Source organism: Halarcobacter sp. (assembly GCF_963675975.1).
Lineage (GTDB): Bacteria > Campylobacterota > Campylobacteria > Campylobacterales > Arcobacteraceae > Halarcobacter.
In genome coordinates this window covers 157,726-176,664 of the sequence record NZ_OY780939.1, presented here as the reverse complement: position 1 = coordinate 176,664, position 18,939 = coordinate 157,726, and the positions used below count along the sequence as shown (strand labels likewise).

The 18,939-nt window shown below is 28.7% G+C and carries 17 protein-coding genes; 10 read left to right on the top strand and 7 right to left on the bottom strand.

What is annotated here, in order from left to right:
* Nucleotide 1: 1 nt before the first annotated feature.
* The 4 genes from ACKU3H_RS00830 (at nt 2) to ACKU3H_RS00815 (ending at nt 3,982) form a co-directional block, all read left to right on the top strand.
* Nucleotides 2-838: a thioredoxin domain-containing protein gene (locus tag ACKU3H_RS00830; RefSeq protein WP_320035081.1), complete on the top strand. Its 837-nt coding sequence runs from the start codon at nt 2-4 to the stop codon at nt 836-838.
* Between the two features lie 3 nt (nt 839-841).
* The gene (gene hemC / locus ACKU3H_RS00825) at nt 842-1,780 is read left to right on the top strand and encodes a hydroxymethylbilane synthase (RefSeq protein WP_320035080.1); all 939 of its coding nucleotides are present in this window, start codon (nt 842-844) and stop codon (nt 1,778-1,780) included.
* Nucleotides 1,781-1,946: 166 nt separating this feature from the next.
* Nucleotides 1,947-2,489: a hydrolase gene (locus ACKU3H_RS00820; protein WP_320035079.1), complete on the top strand. Its 543-nt coding sequence runs from the start codon at nt 1,947-1,949 to the stop codon at nt 2,487-2,489.
* Between the two features lie 77 nt (nt 2,490-2,566).
* Nucleotides 2,567-3,982: a GGDEF domain-containing protein gene (locus ACKU3H_RS00815; protein WP_320035078.1), complete on the top strand. Its 1,416-nt coding sequence runs from the start codon at nt 2,567-2,569 to the stop codon at nt 3,980-3,982.
* Between the two features lie 24 nt (nt 3,983-4,006).
* Here ACKU3H_RS00815 and ACKU3H_RS00810 read toward each other — a convergent pair whose 3' ends face one another.
* From ACKU3H_RS00810 to prpB, 5 genes are all read right to left on the bottom strand, one after another.
* Complete coding sequence (locus tag ACKU3H_RS00810) at nt 4,007-5,173, bottom strand: NnrS family protein (protein WP_320035077.1); 1,167 nt, start codon at nt 5,171-5,173, stop codon at nt 4,007-4,009.
* 123 nt (nt 5,174-5,296) lie between these two features.
* A complete protein-coding gene (prpF, locus tag ACKU3H_RS00805) occupies nt 5,297-6,472 on the bottom strand; it encodes a 2-methylaconitate cis-trans isomerase PrpF (RefSeq protein WP_320035076.1) in 1,176 nt (391 codons plus the stop codon).
* Nucleotides 6,473-6,583: 111 nt separating this feature from the next.
* Nucleotides 6,584-9,178: a Fe/S-dependent 2-methylisocitrate dehydratase AcnD gene (gene acnD / locus ACKU3H_RS00800; protein ID WP_320035075.1), complete on the bottom strand. Its 2,595-nt coding sequence runs from the start codon at nt 9,176-9,178 to the stop codon at nt 6,584-6,586.
* Nucleotides 9,179-9,325: 147 nt separating this feature from the next.
* Entirely contained in the window at nt 9,326-10,432 is a 1,107-nt protein-coding gene (locus ACKU3H_RS00795) for a citrate/2-methylcitrate synthase (protein ID WP_320035074.1), read from the bottom strand.
* Nucleotides 10,433-10,505: 73 nt separating this feature from the next.
* A complete protein-coding gene (gene prpB, locus ACKU3H_RS00790; protein ID WP_320035073.1) occupies nt 10,506-11,390 on the bottom strand; it encodes a methylisocitrate lyase in 885 nt (294 codons plus the stop codon).
* A gap of 175 nt (nt 11,391-11,565) precedes the next feature.
* Between prpB and ACKU3H_RS00785 the strand changes: the two genes are divergently transcribed.
* The 6 genes from ACKU3H_RS00785 (at nt 11,566) to ACKU3H_RS00760 (ending at nt 16,319) form a co-directional block, all read left to right on the top strand.
* Complete coding sequence (locus ACKU3H_RS00785; RefSeq protein WP_320035072.1) at nt 11,566-12,543, top strand: hypothetical protein; 978 nt, start codon at nt 11,566-11,568, stop codon at nt 12,541-12,543.
* A gap of 68 nt (nt 12,544-12,611) precedes the next feature.
* A complete protein-coding gene (locus tag ACKU3H_RS00780; protein WP_320035071.1) occupies nt 12,612-12,989 on the top strand; it encodes an EF-hand domain-containing protein in 378 nt (125 codons plus the stop codon).
* 60 nt (nt 12,990-13,049) lie between these two features.
* Nucleotides 13,050-13,682, top strand: a complete 633-nt coding sequence (locus ACKU3H_RS00775) for a LysE family translocator (RefSeq protein ID WP_320035070.1) — start codon at nt 13,050-13,052, stop codon at nt 13,680-13,682.
* A gap of 7 nt (nt 13,683-13,689) precedes the next feature.
* Complete coding sequence (locus ACKU3H_RS00770; protein ID WP_320035069.1) at nt 13,690-14,598, top strand: bile acid:sodium symporter family protein; 909 nt, start codon at nt 13,690-13,692, stop codon at nt 14,596-14,598.
* A gap of 101 nt (nt 14,599-14,699) precedes the next feature.
* Nucleotides 14,700-15,434 (top strand): SDR family oxidoreductase, encoded by a 735-nt coding sequence (locus tag ACKU3H_RS00765; RefSeq protein WP_320035068.1) that lies wholly within the window; start codon nt 14,700-14,702, stop codon nt 15,432-15,434.
* 12 nt (nt 15,435-15,446) lie between these two features.
* A complete protein-coding gene (locus tag ACKU3H_RS00760; RefSeq protein ID WP_320035067.1) occupies nt 15,447-16,319 on the top strand; it encodes an AraC family transcriptional regulator in 873 nt (290 codons plus the stop codon).
* An 11-nt stretch (nt 16,320-16,330) separates the two neighbouring features.
* Here the strand turns inward: ACKU3H_RS00760 and ACKU3H_RS00755 are convergent, their stop codons facing one another.
* Entirely contained in the window at nt 16,331-17,236 is a 906-nt protein-coding gene (locus tag ACKU3H_RS00755) for a hypothetical protein (RefSeq protein WP_320035066.1), read from the bottom strand.
* Nucleotides 17,217-18,779 (bottom strand): AAA family ATPase, encoded by a 1,563-nt coding sequence (locus ACKU3H_RS00750; protein WP_320035065.1) that lies wholly within the window; start codon nt 18,777-18,779, stop codon nt 17,217-17,219. Before ACKU3H_RS00750 ends, ACKU3H_RS00755 begins: the two co-directional genes overlap by 20 nt.
* Between the last annotated feature and the right edge of the window lie 160 nt (nt 18,780-18,939).

The following is an 18,939-nucleotide window of genomic DNA, read 5'->3' as shown; positions in this document are numbered from 1 at the left end:
TATGAAATTAATTAGTTTATTTACTCTGAGTGCTTTATTTATTGGAAATTTATTAGCAAATGATAGTATTGATAGTAAAGTATTAGATTTTGAAAAAAATAGATTTTCAAAAAATAAAAGAGTAGAGATAAAAGATATTAGTATAAATCTAAAAAAGCAGATGCCTCAAGAGGGTTGGTTTGGATATATAATAGATTTAAATGTTGATTTTGCAGGAAAAGCTGTAAAAGCAAAAGATGTTGTATTTTCAAATGGTGAATTGATAGCCCCTGAATTATTTGATATAAAAACAGGATTAGCTTTAAAAGATTTAATGACTCCAAAACTTACAAATGAGTATTACAAAGATAAAAATCTTATAGCAGGAAATGCAAATGCAAAAGATAAAATTGTAGTGTTTTCAGACCCATTATGCCCTTTTTGTATGGATTATGTACCTGATGTAATTAATTATGTAAAAAAACATGATAAATCTATAGCTTTATATTATTATCATTTTCCTCTTCTTAGGATTCACCCAGCGTCAAATGATTTAACAAAATTAATGGCATTGGCAAAAACTAAAGATATTGAAGATATAGAATTAAAAGTTTATAATATTGATTGGGATAAATACTTTAATTCAAGAGAAACTGATTCTCAAAAAATCTTAAAAGCCTTTAATAGTGAGTTTAAAACAAATTTTTCACTAGAGGATTTAAACAAAAAAGAGATTACAAAAGAAGTTGCTGAAGATATAAGAATGGGTGAAGAGGTTTTAGTTCAAGGAACACCTACTATTTTTATTAATGGTGAACAAGATAAATCAAAATTAAAATATGAAAAGTTAGGAAAGTAATAGATGAAAAAAATAGTAATAGCTACAAGAAGAAGTAAATTAGCACTTTGGCAAAGTGAATATATTAAAGCAGAACTACAAAAGCATTATCCAGATTTAGAAGTTGAATTACAAGAGTTTTCTACAAAAGCAGATAAGATTCTTGATGTACCTTTAGCTAAGATTGGGGGAAAAGGTCTTTTTACAAAAGAGTTAGAAATAGCATTAGCAAATAAAGAAGCAGATATTGCAGTGCATTCTTTAAAAGATGTTCCAGTTGAATTTGAAGAGGGGTTTGTTCTAGCAGCTCTTACTAAAAGGTTTGATCCAAGAGATGCTTTTTTAAGTGAAAAATATGCAAATATAAGTGAACTACCACAAGGTGCTGTTATTGGTACTACAAGTTTGAGAAGAAGAATGGAATTAAAACTTCTAAGACCAGATATTGAATTAAAAGATTTAAGAGGTAATATAAATACAAGAATTGCAAAACTTAAAGCTGGTGAGTATGATGCCATCATTTTAGCAGCAACAGGAGTTCAAAAACTTCAAATTGAAGATGAAGTTAAACATTTTTCTCCTATTTCAATTGATGATATGATACCATCAATGGGACAAGCAACTTTAGGTATTGAAACTTTAGATAATCAAGAACTAGTTGAGATGTTATCTGTATTACATGATAAAGATGCATTAATTGAATCAACAATTGAAAGAGACTTTGTAAGAACATTAGAGGGTGGTTGTCAAGTTCCTATTGGAGTAAAAGCTACAATTATTGATGAAAACACTATTGATGTTAGAGCAATAGTTGGAATGCCAGATGGAAGTGAGTATATCCAAGAAGATTTAGTTGCTAATATTGATGATTATGAAACTATAGGGAAAACTTTAGCTCAAACATTTATAGACCAAGGTGCAAAAGAGCTATTAGCTCGTGCTGAAAGTGTTGCTTTTAAATAAAACTTTCTATTAAATTAGACTTGATAACCTATTAAGTCTAATTTGATTTTACAATATCTTCACAAACTTTTATAATCTTTTTTATTTTTATTCAAATGCTAGACTTATGTTACGAAGTTTATGTATTATATATATCTATTTTCAAATAAACTTTTAAAGGATTAAAATGAGAATTAATGCAAAAGATTGTGTTTTTGTTCAAGTTGATGTACAAGAAAGATTGTTCCCACATATAGCCGATAACGAAGAGTTAGAAAAAAATCTTCTTATTTTGGTAAAGGGTTTAAAACTTCATGAGATACCAATTATAGTAAATGAACAATACAAAAAAGGTATAGGTGAGACAATACCAAGTTTAAAAGAACTAACTGATGATTATCCCCATTTTGAAAAAACTACTTTTTCTTGTTGTGGTAATGATGATGGTTTAGCTGCAATAAAAGCAACAGGGAAAAATATAGTTATTTTAGCAGGAATTGAAACTCATGTTTGTGTATTACAAACTGCACTTGATTTATTATCAGAAGGTTTACAACCAGTTCTTGTAACAGATTGTGTAAATTCAAGAAAAGCAAAAGATAAAGATATGGCTATCCAAAGACTTATTCAAGCTGGAGTAATTCCAACTACTTACGAATCATTACTTTTTGAACTTACAGTTAATGCAAAACATCCAGTATTTAAAGAGATATCAAAATTAGTAAAATAGATTTTCTATTTTACTAATTAAATCTATAAATAAATTATTAATTTTTTAAAATTTTCATAAATATTGTATAATTGTTTATGAAAAAAATATTATTAGTTATTTCTATTTTACTTTTGCCCATAGCTCTTTTTTCAAATGATGAAAAAGTTTATAAAGTAGTGATAAGAAAAGATTGGAAACCTTACTATTTTATAAATGAAAATGGAAAACCTGATGGTTTTGCTATTGAGTTGTTTGACAAAGTTGCAAAAAAAACAAATATAAAATATGAGTATATTATTGTTGATGATTTTAAACAAGTAATGCTACTGTTTAAAGAAAATAAAGCAGATATATTACCAAATATAGGAATAAGCCCAAAAAGAGAAGAACTTTTTTTATTTACCCAACCTACAGATAGTTTCTTTGTTAATATTTATAAAAATAAATCTTCAAAAAACATCTCTACTTTAGAAGATATCAAAGGGAAAAGTCTAGGTTTAGTTGTTAATAATATATGTGGAAGATTAATTGATAAAAATTTTTATAATAGATATTTTTATGATAGTTATAAAGATTTAATTGTTGCACTAAAAAATGGAGAGATAGATGCTTTTTGTTATCCCAAACCTTTGATAGAAAAACAATTAGATTCAGATGAAGATATTGTATCTTTAAATAAATCCTTAAGAGAGATAAAAAGAGGAATTGGAATATCAAAACAAAATTTCCATCTTTTACCTATTTTTAATGATGCCTTAACGGAACTAAAGTTAACTGGAGAATTGGATGAATTATCTAATAAGTGGTTTAATAAACATAGTTATATAGAATTAACAAAAAGTGAAACAATCTTTTTAGTACTTAGCTTTTTGGGTATTAGTTTCACAAGCTTGGTAGTTGTATTTTATTTTTTAAGTAAAAAAAGATGGTTAATAACTAAAGATATATTAGAAGATGAAATAAGAAAAAAAACTAATGTACTTAGAATTCAAAATAAAAGATTAAAAACAATTCATAAAAAACTAAAAGAACAATCAAATAAAGATGCATTAACTAAAATATATAATAGAAAATTTTATAATGAAAAGATAAAAGAGCTGTTATCTTTATATAATAGATATGAGAACACCTTTTCTTATTTGATGTTTGATATTGATGACTTTAAAAAAATAAATGATATCTATGGACATATTGTTGGTGATAAAGTATTAATAGAATTAGCTAATATAGTAAGTGATGACATAAGAGTTACTGATTACTTTTTTAGAGTAGGTGGAGAGGAGTTTGTAATTCTTTTGTCAGATACTACTTTAGAAGAGAGTAAAGCTGTTGCAGAAAAAATAAAAAATTCAATTAGTGAAAAAGTAAAAGTTATAGATTCTTTAATAGTAACTGTTAGTATTGGTTTAACAGAAGTAATAAAAGGTGATGAGGAAGAGAGTATTTATAAACGAGCTGATGCTAATTTGTACAAAGCTAAACATACTGGAAAAAATAGAGTTGTAGTTTAAAGATGATAATTTTAATTATCATCTTTAGCTTTTTATACGAATTAATGTTTTCCCATATCTAATAGTCCAAATAATAAATAAAACTATCCATAAAGTACTACTCAAGTGTAAAAATATTGTAAATGAATCTAGATTAGCAATAAAACTTACAGAAACTAAAACTCTAGAGATTAAAACTATTTGTGTTAAGACAAACAATGAAACTGTAATCTTATCTGCAACCATTGCTTGAGGTGGTACAGCATGACCCATTACAACTCTACTTCCAAATCCAATCAATAGTGTTGTTACAAATCCAATTGCAAATATATGAAAAGAGAGTTTAAAACTATAAGGTATAAATATAGATTCTAAAAATAATAATATATAAGCTATCTCAAACCAAAGCAAACCTACAACTAAGATACTAATCAAAGCAGGTGTTTTCTTAAAAAGATTTAATTTATATATAATGAAACCAAAAAATATAAGAGAAATAAAAGATACTATTTTTAGAAGAGAATCAAAATGAAACTGCATTGATATACCTGTAACACTTAATAAAATAAATGAGATAGGTCTAAGATACTCAGGTCTTTGCCAAGGAGTAATTCTTGTATGTGCAAAATAAAATGCTGGAATCATTCTAAGGGCAATAATAAACACCATAGATAAAAGATAAGCAAAGAATACTAATGTAGATAGATTGTAAAAAGTAATAGCTTCTATAGCTAATAAAGTTGCTCCAATGCAAAGTATAAGGTTTATATATATACTATCAGTTTTAATAAAAGCTTTTCCCTCTTTTATGCTAGTATAGAAAAGTTTAACAAAATAAAACATCACTAAAGAAACTAAGATTTTACCAATAAATACACTTATAAACAAAGTACATAAAATTCCAACTTGATATATAATCCAAGCATTTAAGTATTGATTCTCTTTTATAATTGTAGAGGAGTTATATTTTGGCATCACAGTTATCAAAAAGCCTAAAAAAGCATTTGTAAATAATCCATAATTTAGACCAAAGCCATGAATAAGTGCAAAATTTAAATCAGTTTTTCCTAAAAGTGATAATAAGCTTAGAGTCATAATAAATATTGCAAAAAATATAGCTGAGGTGAAAAATAGTTGATGGGGTTGAGAACTAAATCTTTCCCACCAAGTTTGTCTAACAATCTCTTGTTGAAATGAAGTTGAAAATTGCATCTGTTATCCTAAATTTTTTTAGAAGTATGACATAACTGATAACTATTATCATTGATTCAAATCAATAAAAAAGGGGGAAGAGTTTTTACTCTTCCCCCTTTTTTGGTTTTATATATTTTTTATTTAGTCCATAGTCCCAGCAGGAACAAATACATTACCATCCATAATAATTCTAGCACTTCTACTCATAGAAGCTTTTTCAACAGTATATTTATCACCATTTTTAGAAAGTGTTGCACCAACTTTAATAGCTCCACTTGGATGTCCAAAAGTAACTGAATCTTTCTCTCCACCACCAGCAGCAATATTTACTAAAGTTCCAGGAATACAAGCAGCAACCCCAATAGCAACAGAAGCTGTACCCATCATAGCATGGTGTAGTTGTTGCATAGAAAGTGCTCTTACATGTAAATCCATCTCATTTGCTTTCATCTCTTTACCACTTGAAGTTGTAAAGTCTTGTGCAGGAGATACAAAAGCAATTTTTGGTGTATGTTGTTGAGTTAGTGCATCTTCTGGTGATTTCATAACACCCATTTTAAGAGCACCTGCAATTCTGATTTTTTCAAATCTTTCAAGTGCAGCTGTATCTGAGTTGATATCACCTTGAAGCTCAGTTCCTTTGTATCCAATCTCATCAGCATTTACAAATACAGTTGGGATACCAGCAGTGATCATAGTAGCTTTAAATGTACCAACACCCTCAACCTCTAAATCATCAACTAAGTTTCCAGTAGGAAATAGCTCTTCACTTGGATCTACTGGCTCAACAAACTCTAAAACAATCTCTTCAGCAGGAAAAGCAACACCATCAATCTCATAGTCACCCATCTCTTTTACCATACCATCTTCCATAGTTACATAGCAAAGGATAGTTTTTTTGATATTTGCTTGCCAAATTCTTACACAACATACACCATTTTCAGGTACATTATCAACAAGCCCCTCTTTAATTGCAAAAGGGCCAACAGCACTAGAAAGATTTCCACAGTTCCCACTCATATCAACAAAGTCTTTGTCAATTGCAACTTGGCAAAAATAGTAATCTACATCGTGGTTAGCAACTGAAGATTTTCCTACTAAAATAGCTTTAGATGTAGATGAAGTTGCTCCACCCATACCATCTATTTGTTTTTTATATAGATCAGGACTTCCTACTATTCTTTGAAGTAATTTATCTCTTTTTCTTGGATCATTTTTTGCTTCTTCTGGTAAATCAGCGATGTTAAAAAAAGTTCCTTTAGAAGTACCACCTCTCATATATGTTGCTTTAACTTTAAATTGTGGTTTATAAGCCATTAAATTTCCCTTGTAAATTAGTATATTATCTTTTTTAAATATGAACAGATTATTCACACTAAAAAAAGATAATTCAAAGAGCAAAAGCTCTTTGATTATCATATGATATTATTAACCTTCAGCTACAACATCTTTAGCGAATTTTTGTAAAATACCACCGTTTTTATAAACATCAACTTCAGCAGAAGTATCAAGTCTACATAAAACTGGGAATTTAACAACTTCACCATTTGCTCTAGTCATAACAACTGTTAAGTCACATCTTGGAGTGATTTCACCTTCTATGTCAAAAGTTTCAGTACCATTGATATTGTAAGTAAATCTTGTATCACCCTCTTTAAATTGTAATGGTAATACACCCATTCCAACTAGGTTAGTTCTGTGAATTCTTTCAATTGATTCAGCAATTAAAACTTCAACACCAGCAAGTCTTACACCTTTTGCTGCCCAGTCTCTTGAACTACCTTGACCATAGTTAGTACCAGCAATAATAATAAGTGGTTGTTTTCTATTGTTATACTCTTCAATAGCTTCCCACATTCTAGATTCTTTACCTTCTGGCATAATCTTAGTTAATGAACCTTGTTTAACATTTCCATCTTCATCTTTAACCATTTCGTTAAATAGTTTTGGATTTGCTAACGTTGCTCTAGAAGCAGTGTTGTGATCACCTCTATGTGTTGCATAAGAGTTTAAGTCTTCAACTGGTAATCCCATTTTTAAACAATACTCACCAGATGCAGAGTCTGGTAAAATTGCATTTGATGGAGATAAGTGGTCAGTTGTGATATTATCAGGGAATACACCTAATGGTCTTAAACCTTTTAATGCTGGCATACTCATATACTCATCTTCCCAATATGGTGGTTTTTGAATATAAGTTGAGTTTGGATTCCATTTATAGAATGGCTCAGCTTTAACTGCTGTTAATCCATCTCTATTGAACATTGGCTCATAGATTGCATTATACATCTCTGGTTTGATATAGTTTTTCTCAATCTCATCAATCTCAGCATCAGATGGCCATAAATCAGCTAATTTAATATCATTTCCATTAGCATCTTTTCCTAAAGAATCGTTTTCAATATCAAATCTTACAGTCCCAGCAAGAGCATAAGCAACAACTAGTGCAGGAGATGCTAAGAATGCTTCTTTTACGTATGGGTGGATTCTTCCATCAAAGTTTCTGTTTCCAGATAATACAGCAGTTGAATAGATATCTCTATCAACAACTTCTTGTTGGATTTTTGGGTCTAGTGCACCAGACATACCATTACATGTAGTACAAGCAAAACCAACTACACCAAATCCAAGTTTTTCCATCTCTGGTAATAATCCTGATTCTTTTAAGTAAACTTCGATTACTTTTGAACCTGGTGCAAGTGAAGACTTAACCCATGGTTTTCTAGTAAGTCCTAATTCATTTGCTTTTTTAGCAAGTAAACCAGCAGCGATTACGTTTCTTGGGTTTGAAGTATTTGTACATGAAGTAATAGCAGCAATTAAGATACCACCATCTGGAATTAAATCACCCTCTTGAGTCCACTCTTTTACTATACCTTCTTTTCTAAGTGTAGAAGTTGGAACTAATTTATGTGGTTTAGATGGTCCTGCTAAAGATCTTGTAACAGTTGATAAATCAAATTTTAAAGTTCTTGCATATGTAGCTTTATCAAATTGATCAGCCCATAAACCATTTGCTTTTGCATAAGCTTCAACTAACTCAACTTGTTTTTGCTCTCTACCAGTTACTTTTAAATAAGAGATTGTTTGCTCATCAATAGCAAACATACCAGCACTTGCACCATACTCAGGAGTCATATTTGCAATAGTTGCTCTATCACCTAAGTTTAGGTATTTAGTACCTGGTCCAAAGAACTCTAAATAAGCAGAGATAACATTGTTTTCTCTTAAGAAAGATGTAATTGAAAGTGCAATATCAGTTGCAGTGATTCCAGGAGCTCTGTCACCTACAATTTCAACACCAATGATTTCAGGAACTCTCATATATGAAGGGTTTCCAAGCATTACATTCTCAGCTTCTAATCCACCAACACCAACAGCAATAACACCAAGTGCATCAACATGTGGAGTATGTGAATCAGTACCAACTAATGTATCTGGACTTGCAATTCCATCATTTAAGTGTACAACTGGAGACATTTTTTCAAGGTTGATTTGGTGCATAATACCATTACCTGGAGGGATAACATCAACATTATTAAATGCTTCTTTAGTCCAGTTAATAAAGTGGAATCTATCTGCATTTCTTCTATCTTCAATATCTCTATTTTTTTGGAAGGCATCTGGATCATATCCACCACACTCAACTGCTAATGAGTGGTCAACGATTAATTGAGTTGGAACAACTGGATTAACTTTATCTGGGTTTCCACCTTTTGAAGCAACAGCTTCTCTTAGTCCTGCTAAGTCAACAAATGCTGTTAGACCTAAGATATCATGACAGATAACTCTACTTGGATACCAAGGGAAATCTTTATCTGTTCTTTTTTCAATTAATTGAATAAGTGAATCTTTTAAGTCCTCACTTGGACATTTTCTAATTAAGTTCTCTGCTAAAACTCTTGAAGTATAGTTTAGTTTTTCGAATGAACCAGGAGTAATATCTTCTACCGCTGATTTAACATCATAATACTTAACACCATCTATACCATCAAGGTCTTTAAGATATTTTTCGTTTGTCATTATTGTATCCCATATTATCGAATTGTTTGATTTATTTATTTGCTATGGCTCTGAAGCTTTTAGCACTAACACCTTTTTCAGCTACCCCACTTTTGAGGCAATTGAAAAGTGTATTGTTAAGTATGTGAAAGAGAAAGAGTTAAACTCTTATCTCTCTTCCATAGGAACGAAATCTCTTGGCTCAACACCAGTATATTCAGAACCTGGTCTGATAATTCTATTATTTGCTCTTTGTTCAAATGCGTGAGCAGCCCATCCAGCAGCTCTTGACATAATGAATAATGGAGTATAATATAATCTCTCAATTTGCATATAGTGATAGATTAATCCACCGAAGAAATCGATATTATCAGGTAAACCTTTATCTGCTTTTACTTTATCTCTTACTGCTGCTGCAATATCATAAAGTTTTGGATCACTTGTTGGAAGCTCTTTAAGTTCAGCTGCTAATTGGTGCCCAATAGGAGATCTTGGATCTACATTTCTATAAACTCTATGTCCAAATCCCATGATTTTTTCTTTTTTTGCAAATAATTCATCTACAGATTTTAGTGCATCATCAACATCACTAAATCCAAGTACAAATTTAATTGCAACTTCATTTGCTCCACCATGTAATGGACCTTTTAATGTACCAATACCAGTAGTCATACAAGAATAAATATCTGATAATGTAGAAGCTGTGATTCTATTTGCAAATGTTGATGCATTAAACTCATGCTCAGCATATAAAGTTAACATAGCATCCATTGCTCTTACTTCAACATCAAGTGGTTTTTTCTCTTTTAATCTTTCTAAAATATATCCAGCAATTGTTGGTTCATCAGATTTTAATTCAATCTCTTTACCATTTACATGCCAGTGATGCCAATATACTAAAAATGATGGAAATGCTCCAAGAAGTCTTAATATTTTGTCCATTTGATCAGAAAAATCTGTTTGCTCAGGTTCAACACAACCTAATGCTGATGTTGCAGTCTTCATTACATCCATTGGATGAGATGAAGCTGGTAATGCTTTTAAAACATCTTTTACATTTTGAGGTAAATCTCTACCTGCAACAATTTTTGCTGTAAACTCTTCTAATTGAGCTTTGTTTGGTAGTTCACCCTCTAATAAAAGGTATGCAACCTCTTCAAAATCACATTTTAATGCTAAGTCTGCAATATCATAACCTCTATAGTTAAGACCATTTCCTAAACCACATGTACAAATTGCTGATTCTCCAGCTATAACACCTGCTAATCCACTCATATTTTCTCCTTTTGTAAATTTTCCCTAGTTTTTACTTTTTTTCTTTTATAAATTATAGTTTGTGTAGGTTAAACTATTTTGCTTTTCCCTTTGAAAATAGTTCATCCATTTTTTGCTCATAATCATGGTAACCTAACATATCGTATAGTTCCATTCTTGTTTGCATAGTATCAAGAACACCTTCTTGTGTACCTTTATCTTTTAATTCTTGGTATACATTTAATGCAGCTTTGTTCATTGCTCTGAATGCTGATAATGGGTAAAGAACCATATCAATACCAACTTCTGCTAACTCTTCAGTTGTAAACATTGGTGTTGCACCAAATTCTGTAATATTTGCTAATACAGGTACTGACATTTTTTCAGTAAATTCTTTATACTCTTTTAAAGTGTGAATTGCTTCAGCGAAAATTGCATCTGCTCCAGCTTCAACATATGCTAATGCTCTCTCAACAGCAGCATCTTGTCCTTCAGAAGCGTGTGCATCTGTTCTTGCAATGATATAAAAATCAGGGTCAAGTTGCATTTTTGCATCAACAGCAGCTCTAATTCTGTCACACATCTCTTCAGTTGTAACTAACTCTTTGTTTGGTCTGTGTCCACATCTTTTTGCAGCAACTTGGTCTTCAATATGTAGTCCAGCAGCTCCAGATCTAATGAATTCTTTAACAGTTCTAGCAACGTTAAATGCATGTCCCCAACCTGTATCAGCATCTACGATTAATGGAGTATCACAAATAGAAGTGATTCTTCTGATATCAATACATACATCCTCAATCATTGTCATACCTAAATCAGGTAAACCATAAGAAGCGTTTGCAATACCTCCACCTGAAAGGTAAATTGCTTTATGTCCTACTTTTGTAGCTTGTAATGCTTGGTAAGCATTGATTGTACCTACAATTTGTAAAGGTTTTTCTTCAGCAAGTGCTTCTCTAAATTTTTTTCCTGCGCTCATATAAATCCTTCTGTAATTATTTCAATATTCATTATACATGAGTTTGATGCTAGTGTGATGTATAGTTTTTGCTTTAGAAAAAGCAATTTTTTTTACTTTCTATTTAATTTGTACAAAATCTGTTCTTATGTATATAAATGGTACAATAATAAAAAAATAAATAAGGTTTACTAAGATGACATATAAAAATGGAATAGAAAAATTCATAGAAATCTTTAAAAGATCAAATTTGAGTATATCAAAATTTGCGTCATTAATCCAAAAAGATAGAAGAACTGTTACTTCTTGGATTGACCATATTTCAGATATAGAACCAAACAATGATGTAAAAAATAAAATCTGTCAAGTATTTAGATATCCTGATTTTATCTGGGATGAGGGCTGTTCCGGAGAAGAGTTTATAAAATCAATTACACAAATACCTCAAAAAGAGGTAAGAATTATTGATGAAGATTATACTGGAAGATTAAAATATATTATTGATTTGGAAAAAAATAGAAGATTTGTAATTCAAGCGCAATTTCCTGGACCTATGTATAGAGATAGTGCAGTTCAAAGAGTCTCAAAAACAAAAACTAACTCAGAGATTGAAGAATTAAAACAAAAAAGAATTGACCAAATGTTAAGATATGATTACGATACAACTGAATGGTACTCAATAAAATCTGTTCTAAGTTTCTGTTTTGCTTCGATTGGTAACTTTTATACAAAAGAGGAAAAATTAAGAGTTTTAGAACTTATGTATGAACTTTTTAACAATAACTATAATAAGAAGTTATTTTTATTTGATTCTTATTCAAGAAAGATATATGGTACTGAGACTACATATATATCTATAAATGTAAAACAAAAAGTATTGTTTTTTAAATCACCAATAGAATCTGTATTTATTGAGATTAGAAATAAAAGTTTAGTTGAAAGAATGCATAAATATTATTCTTCTCCAATAGAAGCTCCAAGTCATGTAAACTTTTTAGAATCAGTAAAAATATTAAAAATATTACAAGATGCTTTAAAATATAACAATAGCATTGCACAAGCTTATGAAACTATAAATAGAACAACAGATTATGGAGAGCTTTTTTACAATAATCTAAGTATCGATTTACAAAAACAAGTTAGTCAACCAAAGCAAGGGCAAAAAAGAAATTAAAAGATTTTTTATTATTTAATTTAACATTCTTAAGAGTATAATTATACAACGGAAAGAAGGAGTTTATAATGAAAACTTTAACAAAAGTAGGTGTGTTTTTATGCACGGTTTTAAGTTCATTATTGATTTTTTCAAGTTTAGGTATGGCACAAGATTTACCCTCAAGAGGACCAATACCTTTTGCTACATATGATGTAAATTCAGATGGATTTGTTTCTCAAGATGAGTTTTACAATATAAGAGCAAAAAGGATTCAACAAAAAGTAGATCAAGGTATGCCTATGAGAAATGTTGGAAATGCTCCAGATTTTGAGTTATTTGATACAAATGGGGATGGAAAACTAACTGAGCTTGAACTAATTAAAGGTCAGAATGCTATGATGCAAGAAAGAAGACAAAACAAAGGTAAAGGTTTTGGTGGCAAAGGCATGATGCAACAACAATAAATATGAGGGACTTCCCCTCATATTTCTTCTTCTAATAACTTACCATAAAAAAGAGGTACAATGGATTTTTCAATATATATACATGAATTTTTAATTTTAGCAGGAGCTATGATTTTAGCTTTATTATCTCCTGGTCCTGATTTTGCAATGATTTTAAAACAAAGCGTAACTTATGGAAAACGTTCATCGATTTTTGCAAGTATAGGAATAGGTCTTGGAATCTCTGTACATATTATATATTCAATACTTGGAATAGGGCTGATAATATCAAAATCGATAATTCTTTTTAATATAATAAAATATTTAGGTGCCGCATATTTAATCTATATAGGTTATCAAAGTTTAAAGTCAAAAGGTATAAAACTTGATAATAGTGCTTCAAAGGCAAATAAAAATATGAGTGATTTTAAATCGTTTTGGTTTGGTTTTTTATGCAATGCCTTAAATCCAAAAGCAACTTTATTTTTTCTTTCAATGTTTACAGTTGTAATAAGTATTGATACCCCTTTATATATCCAAGCTTTTTATGGTTTATTTTGTATCTTAGCAACTATGATTTGGTTTACAAGTTTATCTTTAATCTTGAGTCAAAATAGAGTAAGAGAATTTTTAAATTCATTTGGTAAATGGTTTGACAGAGTCATCGGGTCTGTCTTAATTTTGCTTGGTTTAAAAGTTGCTTTCTCAAAATAGGAAACTTATGATTAAAAAAATTTCTATATTATTTCCACTTTGGGCTGTTTTATTTTCTATAATTTCATATTTTAACCCAAATTTGGTAGTTGGTTTTAAAAGTTGGATTATCCCACTTTTGATATTGATAATGTTTTGTATGGGTGTAACTTTAAAAATATCAGATTTTAAAAGAGTATTAAAAAGACCAAAAATTATAGCTTTGACAGTTTTTTTGCAATTTTTAATTATGCCTTTGGCTGCATTTATAATCTCAAAACTGTTTAATCTTTCAGATGAATTATTAGTAGGAATGGTACTTGTTGGGGCAGTTTCTGGTGGAACTGCTTCAAATGTAATAGCATATTTAGCAAAAGCTGATGTGGCTTTATCTATTACAATGACGGTAGTTTCAACTTTATTATCTATATTAGTTACACCATATCTAACACTTTTATATGTAGGACAAACAGTTCCCGTACCTGCACTTGATATGTTATTTAGTATATTTAAATTGGTATTTATGCCTGTAGTAGCTGGCTTAATAATAAATCAAATATTTGATAAATATATAAAAGAGAAACATGATATTTTTGCTTTATTGTCTATAGTCTCTATAGTTTTTATAATAGGAATTATAATAGGAATAAATCAAGAAAAAGTTTCAAGTTTAGCATTATCATTGATGTTGTCTATTGCCTTACATAATATTATAGGTTTAGTAGGTGGATTTTATATAACAAAACTATTAGGTTTTGAAAAAAAAGAGTGTAAAACAGTTGCTATAGAAGTAGGGATGCAAAATTCAGGACTAGCAGTAGTCTTAGCAATGAAATACTTTACAGCTCTAAGTGCACTTCCTGGAGCCATATTTAGTATTTGGCATAATATTTCTGGTTCAATTATCGCTGGAATTTGGGCGAAACAAGAAGATTAATATTTACAAAAAGTAGAAATAGGCAAAAATAGTATACAAATTGCCTTTGTATAATTAAGTATTAATTTTATAATCATTTTAAATTTATATAAGGATTTAAAATGATTAAAAACAAAGTAGCTATTATTACTGGTTCATCTAAAGGGATTGGTAAACAGATTGCCTTACATTTAGCAAAATTAAATATCACAGTAGTTATAAACTATAATAGTAATAAGCAAGAAGCTCAAAATTTAGTAGACAAAATAGTTTCCTTAGGTGGAAATGCAATTGCATTTAAAGCAGATATTTCAAAAATAATAGAGATAGAAAAACTATTTGAAAATGTATTAAATGAGTTTGGGAAAATAGATATTTTAATAAACAATGCAGGAATTATGGAAAATAATCTATTAAAAGATGTAACTGAAGAAGAGTTTGATAGACAGTTTCTAACAAATGTAAAAGGGACATTTTTTTCTTGTCAACAAGCAATGAAATATTTGAGTAACAATGGTAGAATTATAAATATTTCAACCTCTGTAAATGGTGTAATGTTTCCTGCATATAGTGTATATGCAGCATCAAAAGGAGCAGTTGAACAAATAACAAGACAATTGGCAAAAGAGTTTGGAATAAAAGGTATTACAATAAATGCAATTGCCCCTGGTCCTGTTGCAACAAATTTATTTTTAGAAGGAAAATCTAAAGAACAAATTGATAATTTAAGTAAGATGAACTCTTTTGGACGTTTAGGAAATGTTGAAGATATAGCAAATAGTGTTGAGTTATTGATTGATGAGAAGTCTCAATGGATTACGGGACAAACAATTAGAGTAAATGGTGGATTTATATAAAAAAGGCTTAAGATGGATACTCTTTCAAAAATAAAAGAGATAGTTAATAAATATGATTTAGAAGAGGGATTAAATAAAACAAATATACCTTTTGTAAAGGTTTTTAAATCTTCAAATAGTTCTGAAATTTTACAAAGTGTTTATGAACCATCTTTATTTTTGATTTTACAAGGTTCAAAAAAAGTTATGGTAGGGGATAAAATATTTGAATATGATAGTTCCTCTTATTTTATCTCCTCTACACATTTAGCAGTATCAGGAAAAACCGTTAAAGCTTCAAAGGATAAACCTTTTATCTCTCTTCAAATAGCTTTTAAAGAGGATGAGATTTTTCAAGCACTAAATGAATTTTCACTTGCAATAAATAAAATAAATAGTACAAATTTTAGTGCTTCTATTTATAGATTGGACAATGATTTAAAAGATTGTGTTTTTAGATTGTTAAGTTTAAATAAAATAGATATAGATGCTTTGTCAAAATTGTATTTAAAAGAGATTTTGTATAGATTGTTAGTCTCAAATCAAAATAAAGAGTTGCAACAATTGGCCTTTATTGAAAGTAATTCTTATAAAATCTCAAAAGCAATTACTTTGATAAATGAAAATATTTATGATAACTTTTTGGTAGATGATATTGCAAAAGAGGTTAATATGAGTATCTCATCTTTTCATAAAAATTTTAAAATTGTTGTTGGTATTAGCCCTTTACAATATATTAAAAAAATAAAACTTCAAGAAGCTAAACGCTTAATGACTTTAGAGAATATGGATATTTCAGGGGCTTCATTTTATGTAGGATATAAAAGTTGTTCTCAATTTAGTAGAGAGTATTCAAGCTATTTTGGTATGTCTCCTTCAAAACATATAAAGAGTTTAAGAGATTAATAGTGAAGGGATTATAATAAATCTAACTCTTCACTGATATCTTTTATAAGTTTTGAAAGAGGACGTTTGTGTAAATCTTCAACATCTAAATATCCGCATGTTATAAACCTATGTATTTCTGCCTCATCAAATCCAATTCCACTTAATGATTTGCGAAGTACATTAAAATGTTCTTTAGTAGATTCATTATATAGTTTTGCATAAAGTTCATAAACTATATCTCCATGATGTTTATAAAAATCTTCAAGTTTAAAATATTTATCATTTATATCAATTTTTGTAACTAGTTTAGGTGGAAAGTTATCGATAGATTTAATATCAAAACTAAATTTAAAATTATCATTTATCATTTCATAAGGGCTTATTAATTTATCTTTATAACTATCATTATTGCCTTTTACTGTTGTTCCATTACATACTGAACAAGAAGGTATAAGATTATAGAATGAAACTCCTAAATATGGATATTTATCTTTAGGAAAAAAATGGTCTATTTGAGGTCTAACTACTCCTCTTCTACTTACTGATTGGATATAAGCTCTATTGCAATAGGGACAAGTTTGTAGCCTAATATCATTTACAAATTTTAAACCATTAAACTTTTTTGTTGAATATACATTGCTGACAAATATATTGTAAATAACTTTTTTTAAATTATTTGACATTTGAGGCTCAAAGTCATTAATAATATCTCGTAATTCCTTTGTATTAGCAGTTAATATTTCTTTTAATTTTTTTTCTAAATTAATAGATTTCAAAAAATCTAATTCATTTGTATTGAGTGGAATTCGAGAACGTTTTTTTGTTGCTTTAAGTCCACGGTCTTTTATAATACGATTCAGTTGATTTTGCACATTTCTCCACATCTTCTCAGCAAATTTATCTGCTTGAGTTTGCTCAATCTTTAGGCTTAACATTCTTTAGCCTTTCTATTTCTTCTTCAAGTTTTTTAATTTTTGCTTCATTCTTCACTTCATCACTTGAATAGTTTTCATGAAACATTTCTTCTAATTTGTACTTTAAAAATGGCTCACCAACTATTTGGATGATTTTCCAAGCATCTTTTTTTGTTTGAATTGTTGATTTATCATTGTTTAAAAAATTAATAACATTTTGAATTTTTTCTTTTGCAAACCCTCCCATAAGTCCATCTTTCATAAAAAAACCATGAGAGAGTAAAGTATGAATATTTGCTCCAAACGTTTGTTGATTATCTTCAAAAGGATAAACTTGTTTTCCTTTTTCTAAAAATATTACATTTTCTTTTGGTAAGTCTGAAAGAATAAATGGAGAGTGAGAAGTAATAATTACATGAAAATTTTTATTTGGAAAATTGTGAAGTAGGTTTAACAGTTCTTTTATATATCCTTTTTGCCAATCAGGATGAAGACTTAAATCAGGTTCATCTAATACTAACAATATATCATCCTTATCTGTTTTTACAATTGCATCATAAATCATTAGTGATTCAGTAAAAAACTTTCTTTCTCCTTGAGATAAATCAAAATAAGTTCTTTTTAAACAATCCACGAAATCTATTTGTAAATAACCTATTTCTATAAGTTTTAAAATCACTTCTTTATATTCGTTATATATAGTACTAAAAGATTCAAGGGAAAAAGCTGTATTATTTTCATATTTGGATAAAGTATCAAAAAAATCATAATATAATTTTAGTTTATCAAGCTCAAATTCTTTAACGTATTTAATTACCGTTTCCTTATTCTTTTTAAATGATTTTTCTAAAGAATCTCTATCCTTATTAGTAAGAATTCCAAGATGGTTAATTTGGGCATAAAGAAAAACAAAAAAATTATCTTTAGATAATATCTCTTTTTGACTCTCTTCTATGAGTTTATTAATTTTTTTAGAATCAACTTCAGGCATTTTTACTTTAAAAAAGATTTTTATAGGATTAAATATAAAGATATTAGATTTAAATAGTTTTCTATATTTAACAATTAAATTATAAAAATTTTTTCTAAATTTATCTATATTAAAATCTAAACTTATTGCAATATTATTTTCAACTTTTTTATATAAATTTTTATCATAAATATGTAAATTGAAATAATCCGCATAATTTTTCTTAGGTTTGATTTTTATTAAATCAGAATCTAAATAAATTATCTCATGTTCTTTATATGAGTTATATTCATTCAATTTTTTATTACATTTCGAATCTTTAAAATGGGAACTAAACAATTTACTTTCTTCTTTTTTGATTACAATTTTTCCATTTGTTATACCAACTAATAAACTACTCTTTCCACTTCCATTTTCTCCAACAATAGCCGTAATATTTATGTTTTCAGGAAATATACTCACATAATCTTCATTTTCATTAATAGTTAATTCTTCAGTATTTTTATCATACTTACACTCAAACCTAGGAGAAAAATTAAACCCCTGTTTCTTTATATTTTTATAATCTTCAACCCACAAATAAACCAATTCCATAATAACTCTTTAAATATAATATTTGCAAATATATTACAAGAATATTATTTAAAAGTTTACATAAATATCAATGACTTATTTAGAGGTTTTTTATTTGATTCAAGATAAAAACTAGAAAAAAGTATGAATCTGCTAAAATAACAAACTATAAAAAAAGAAG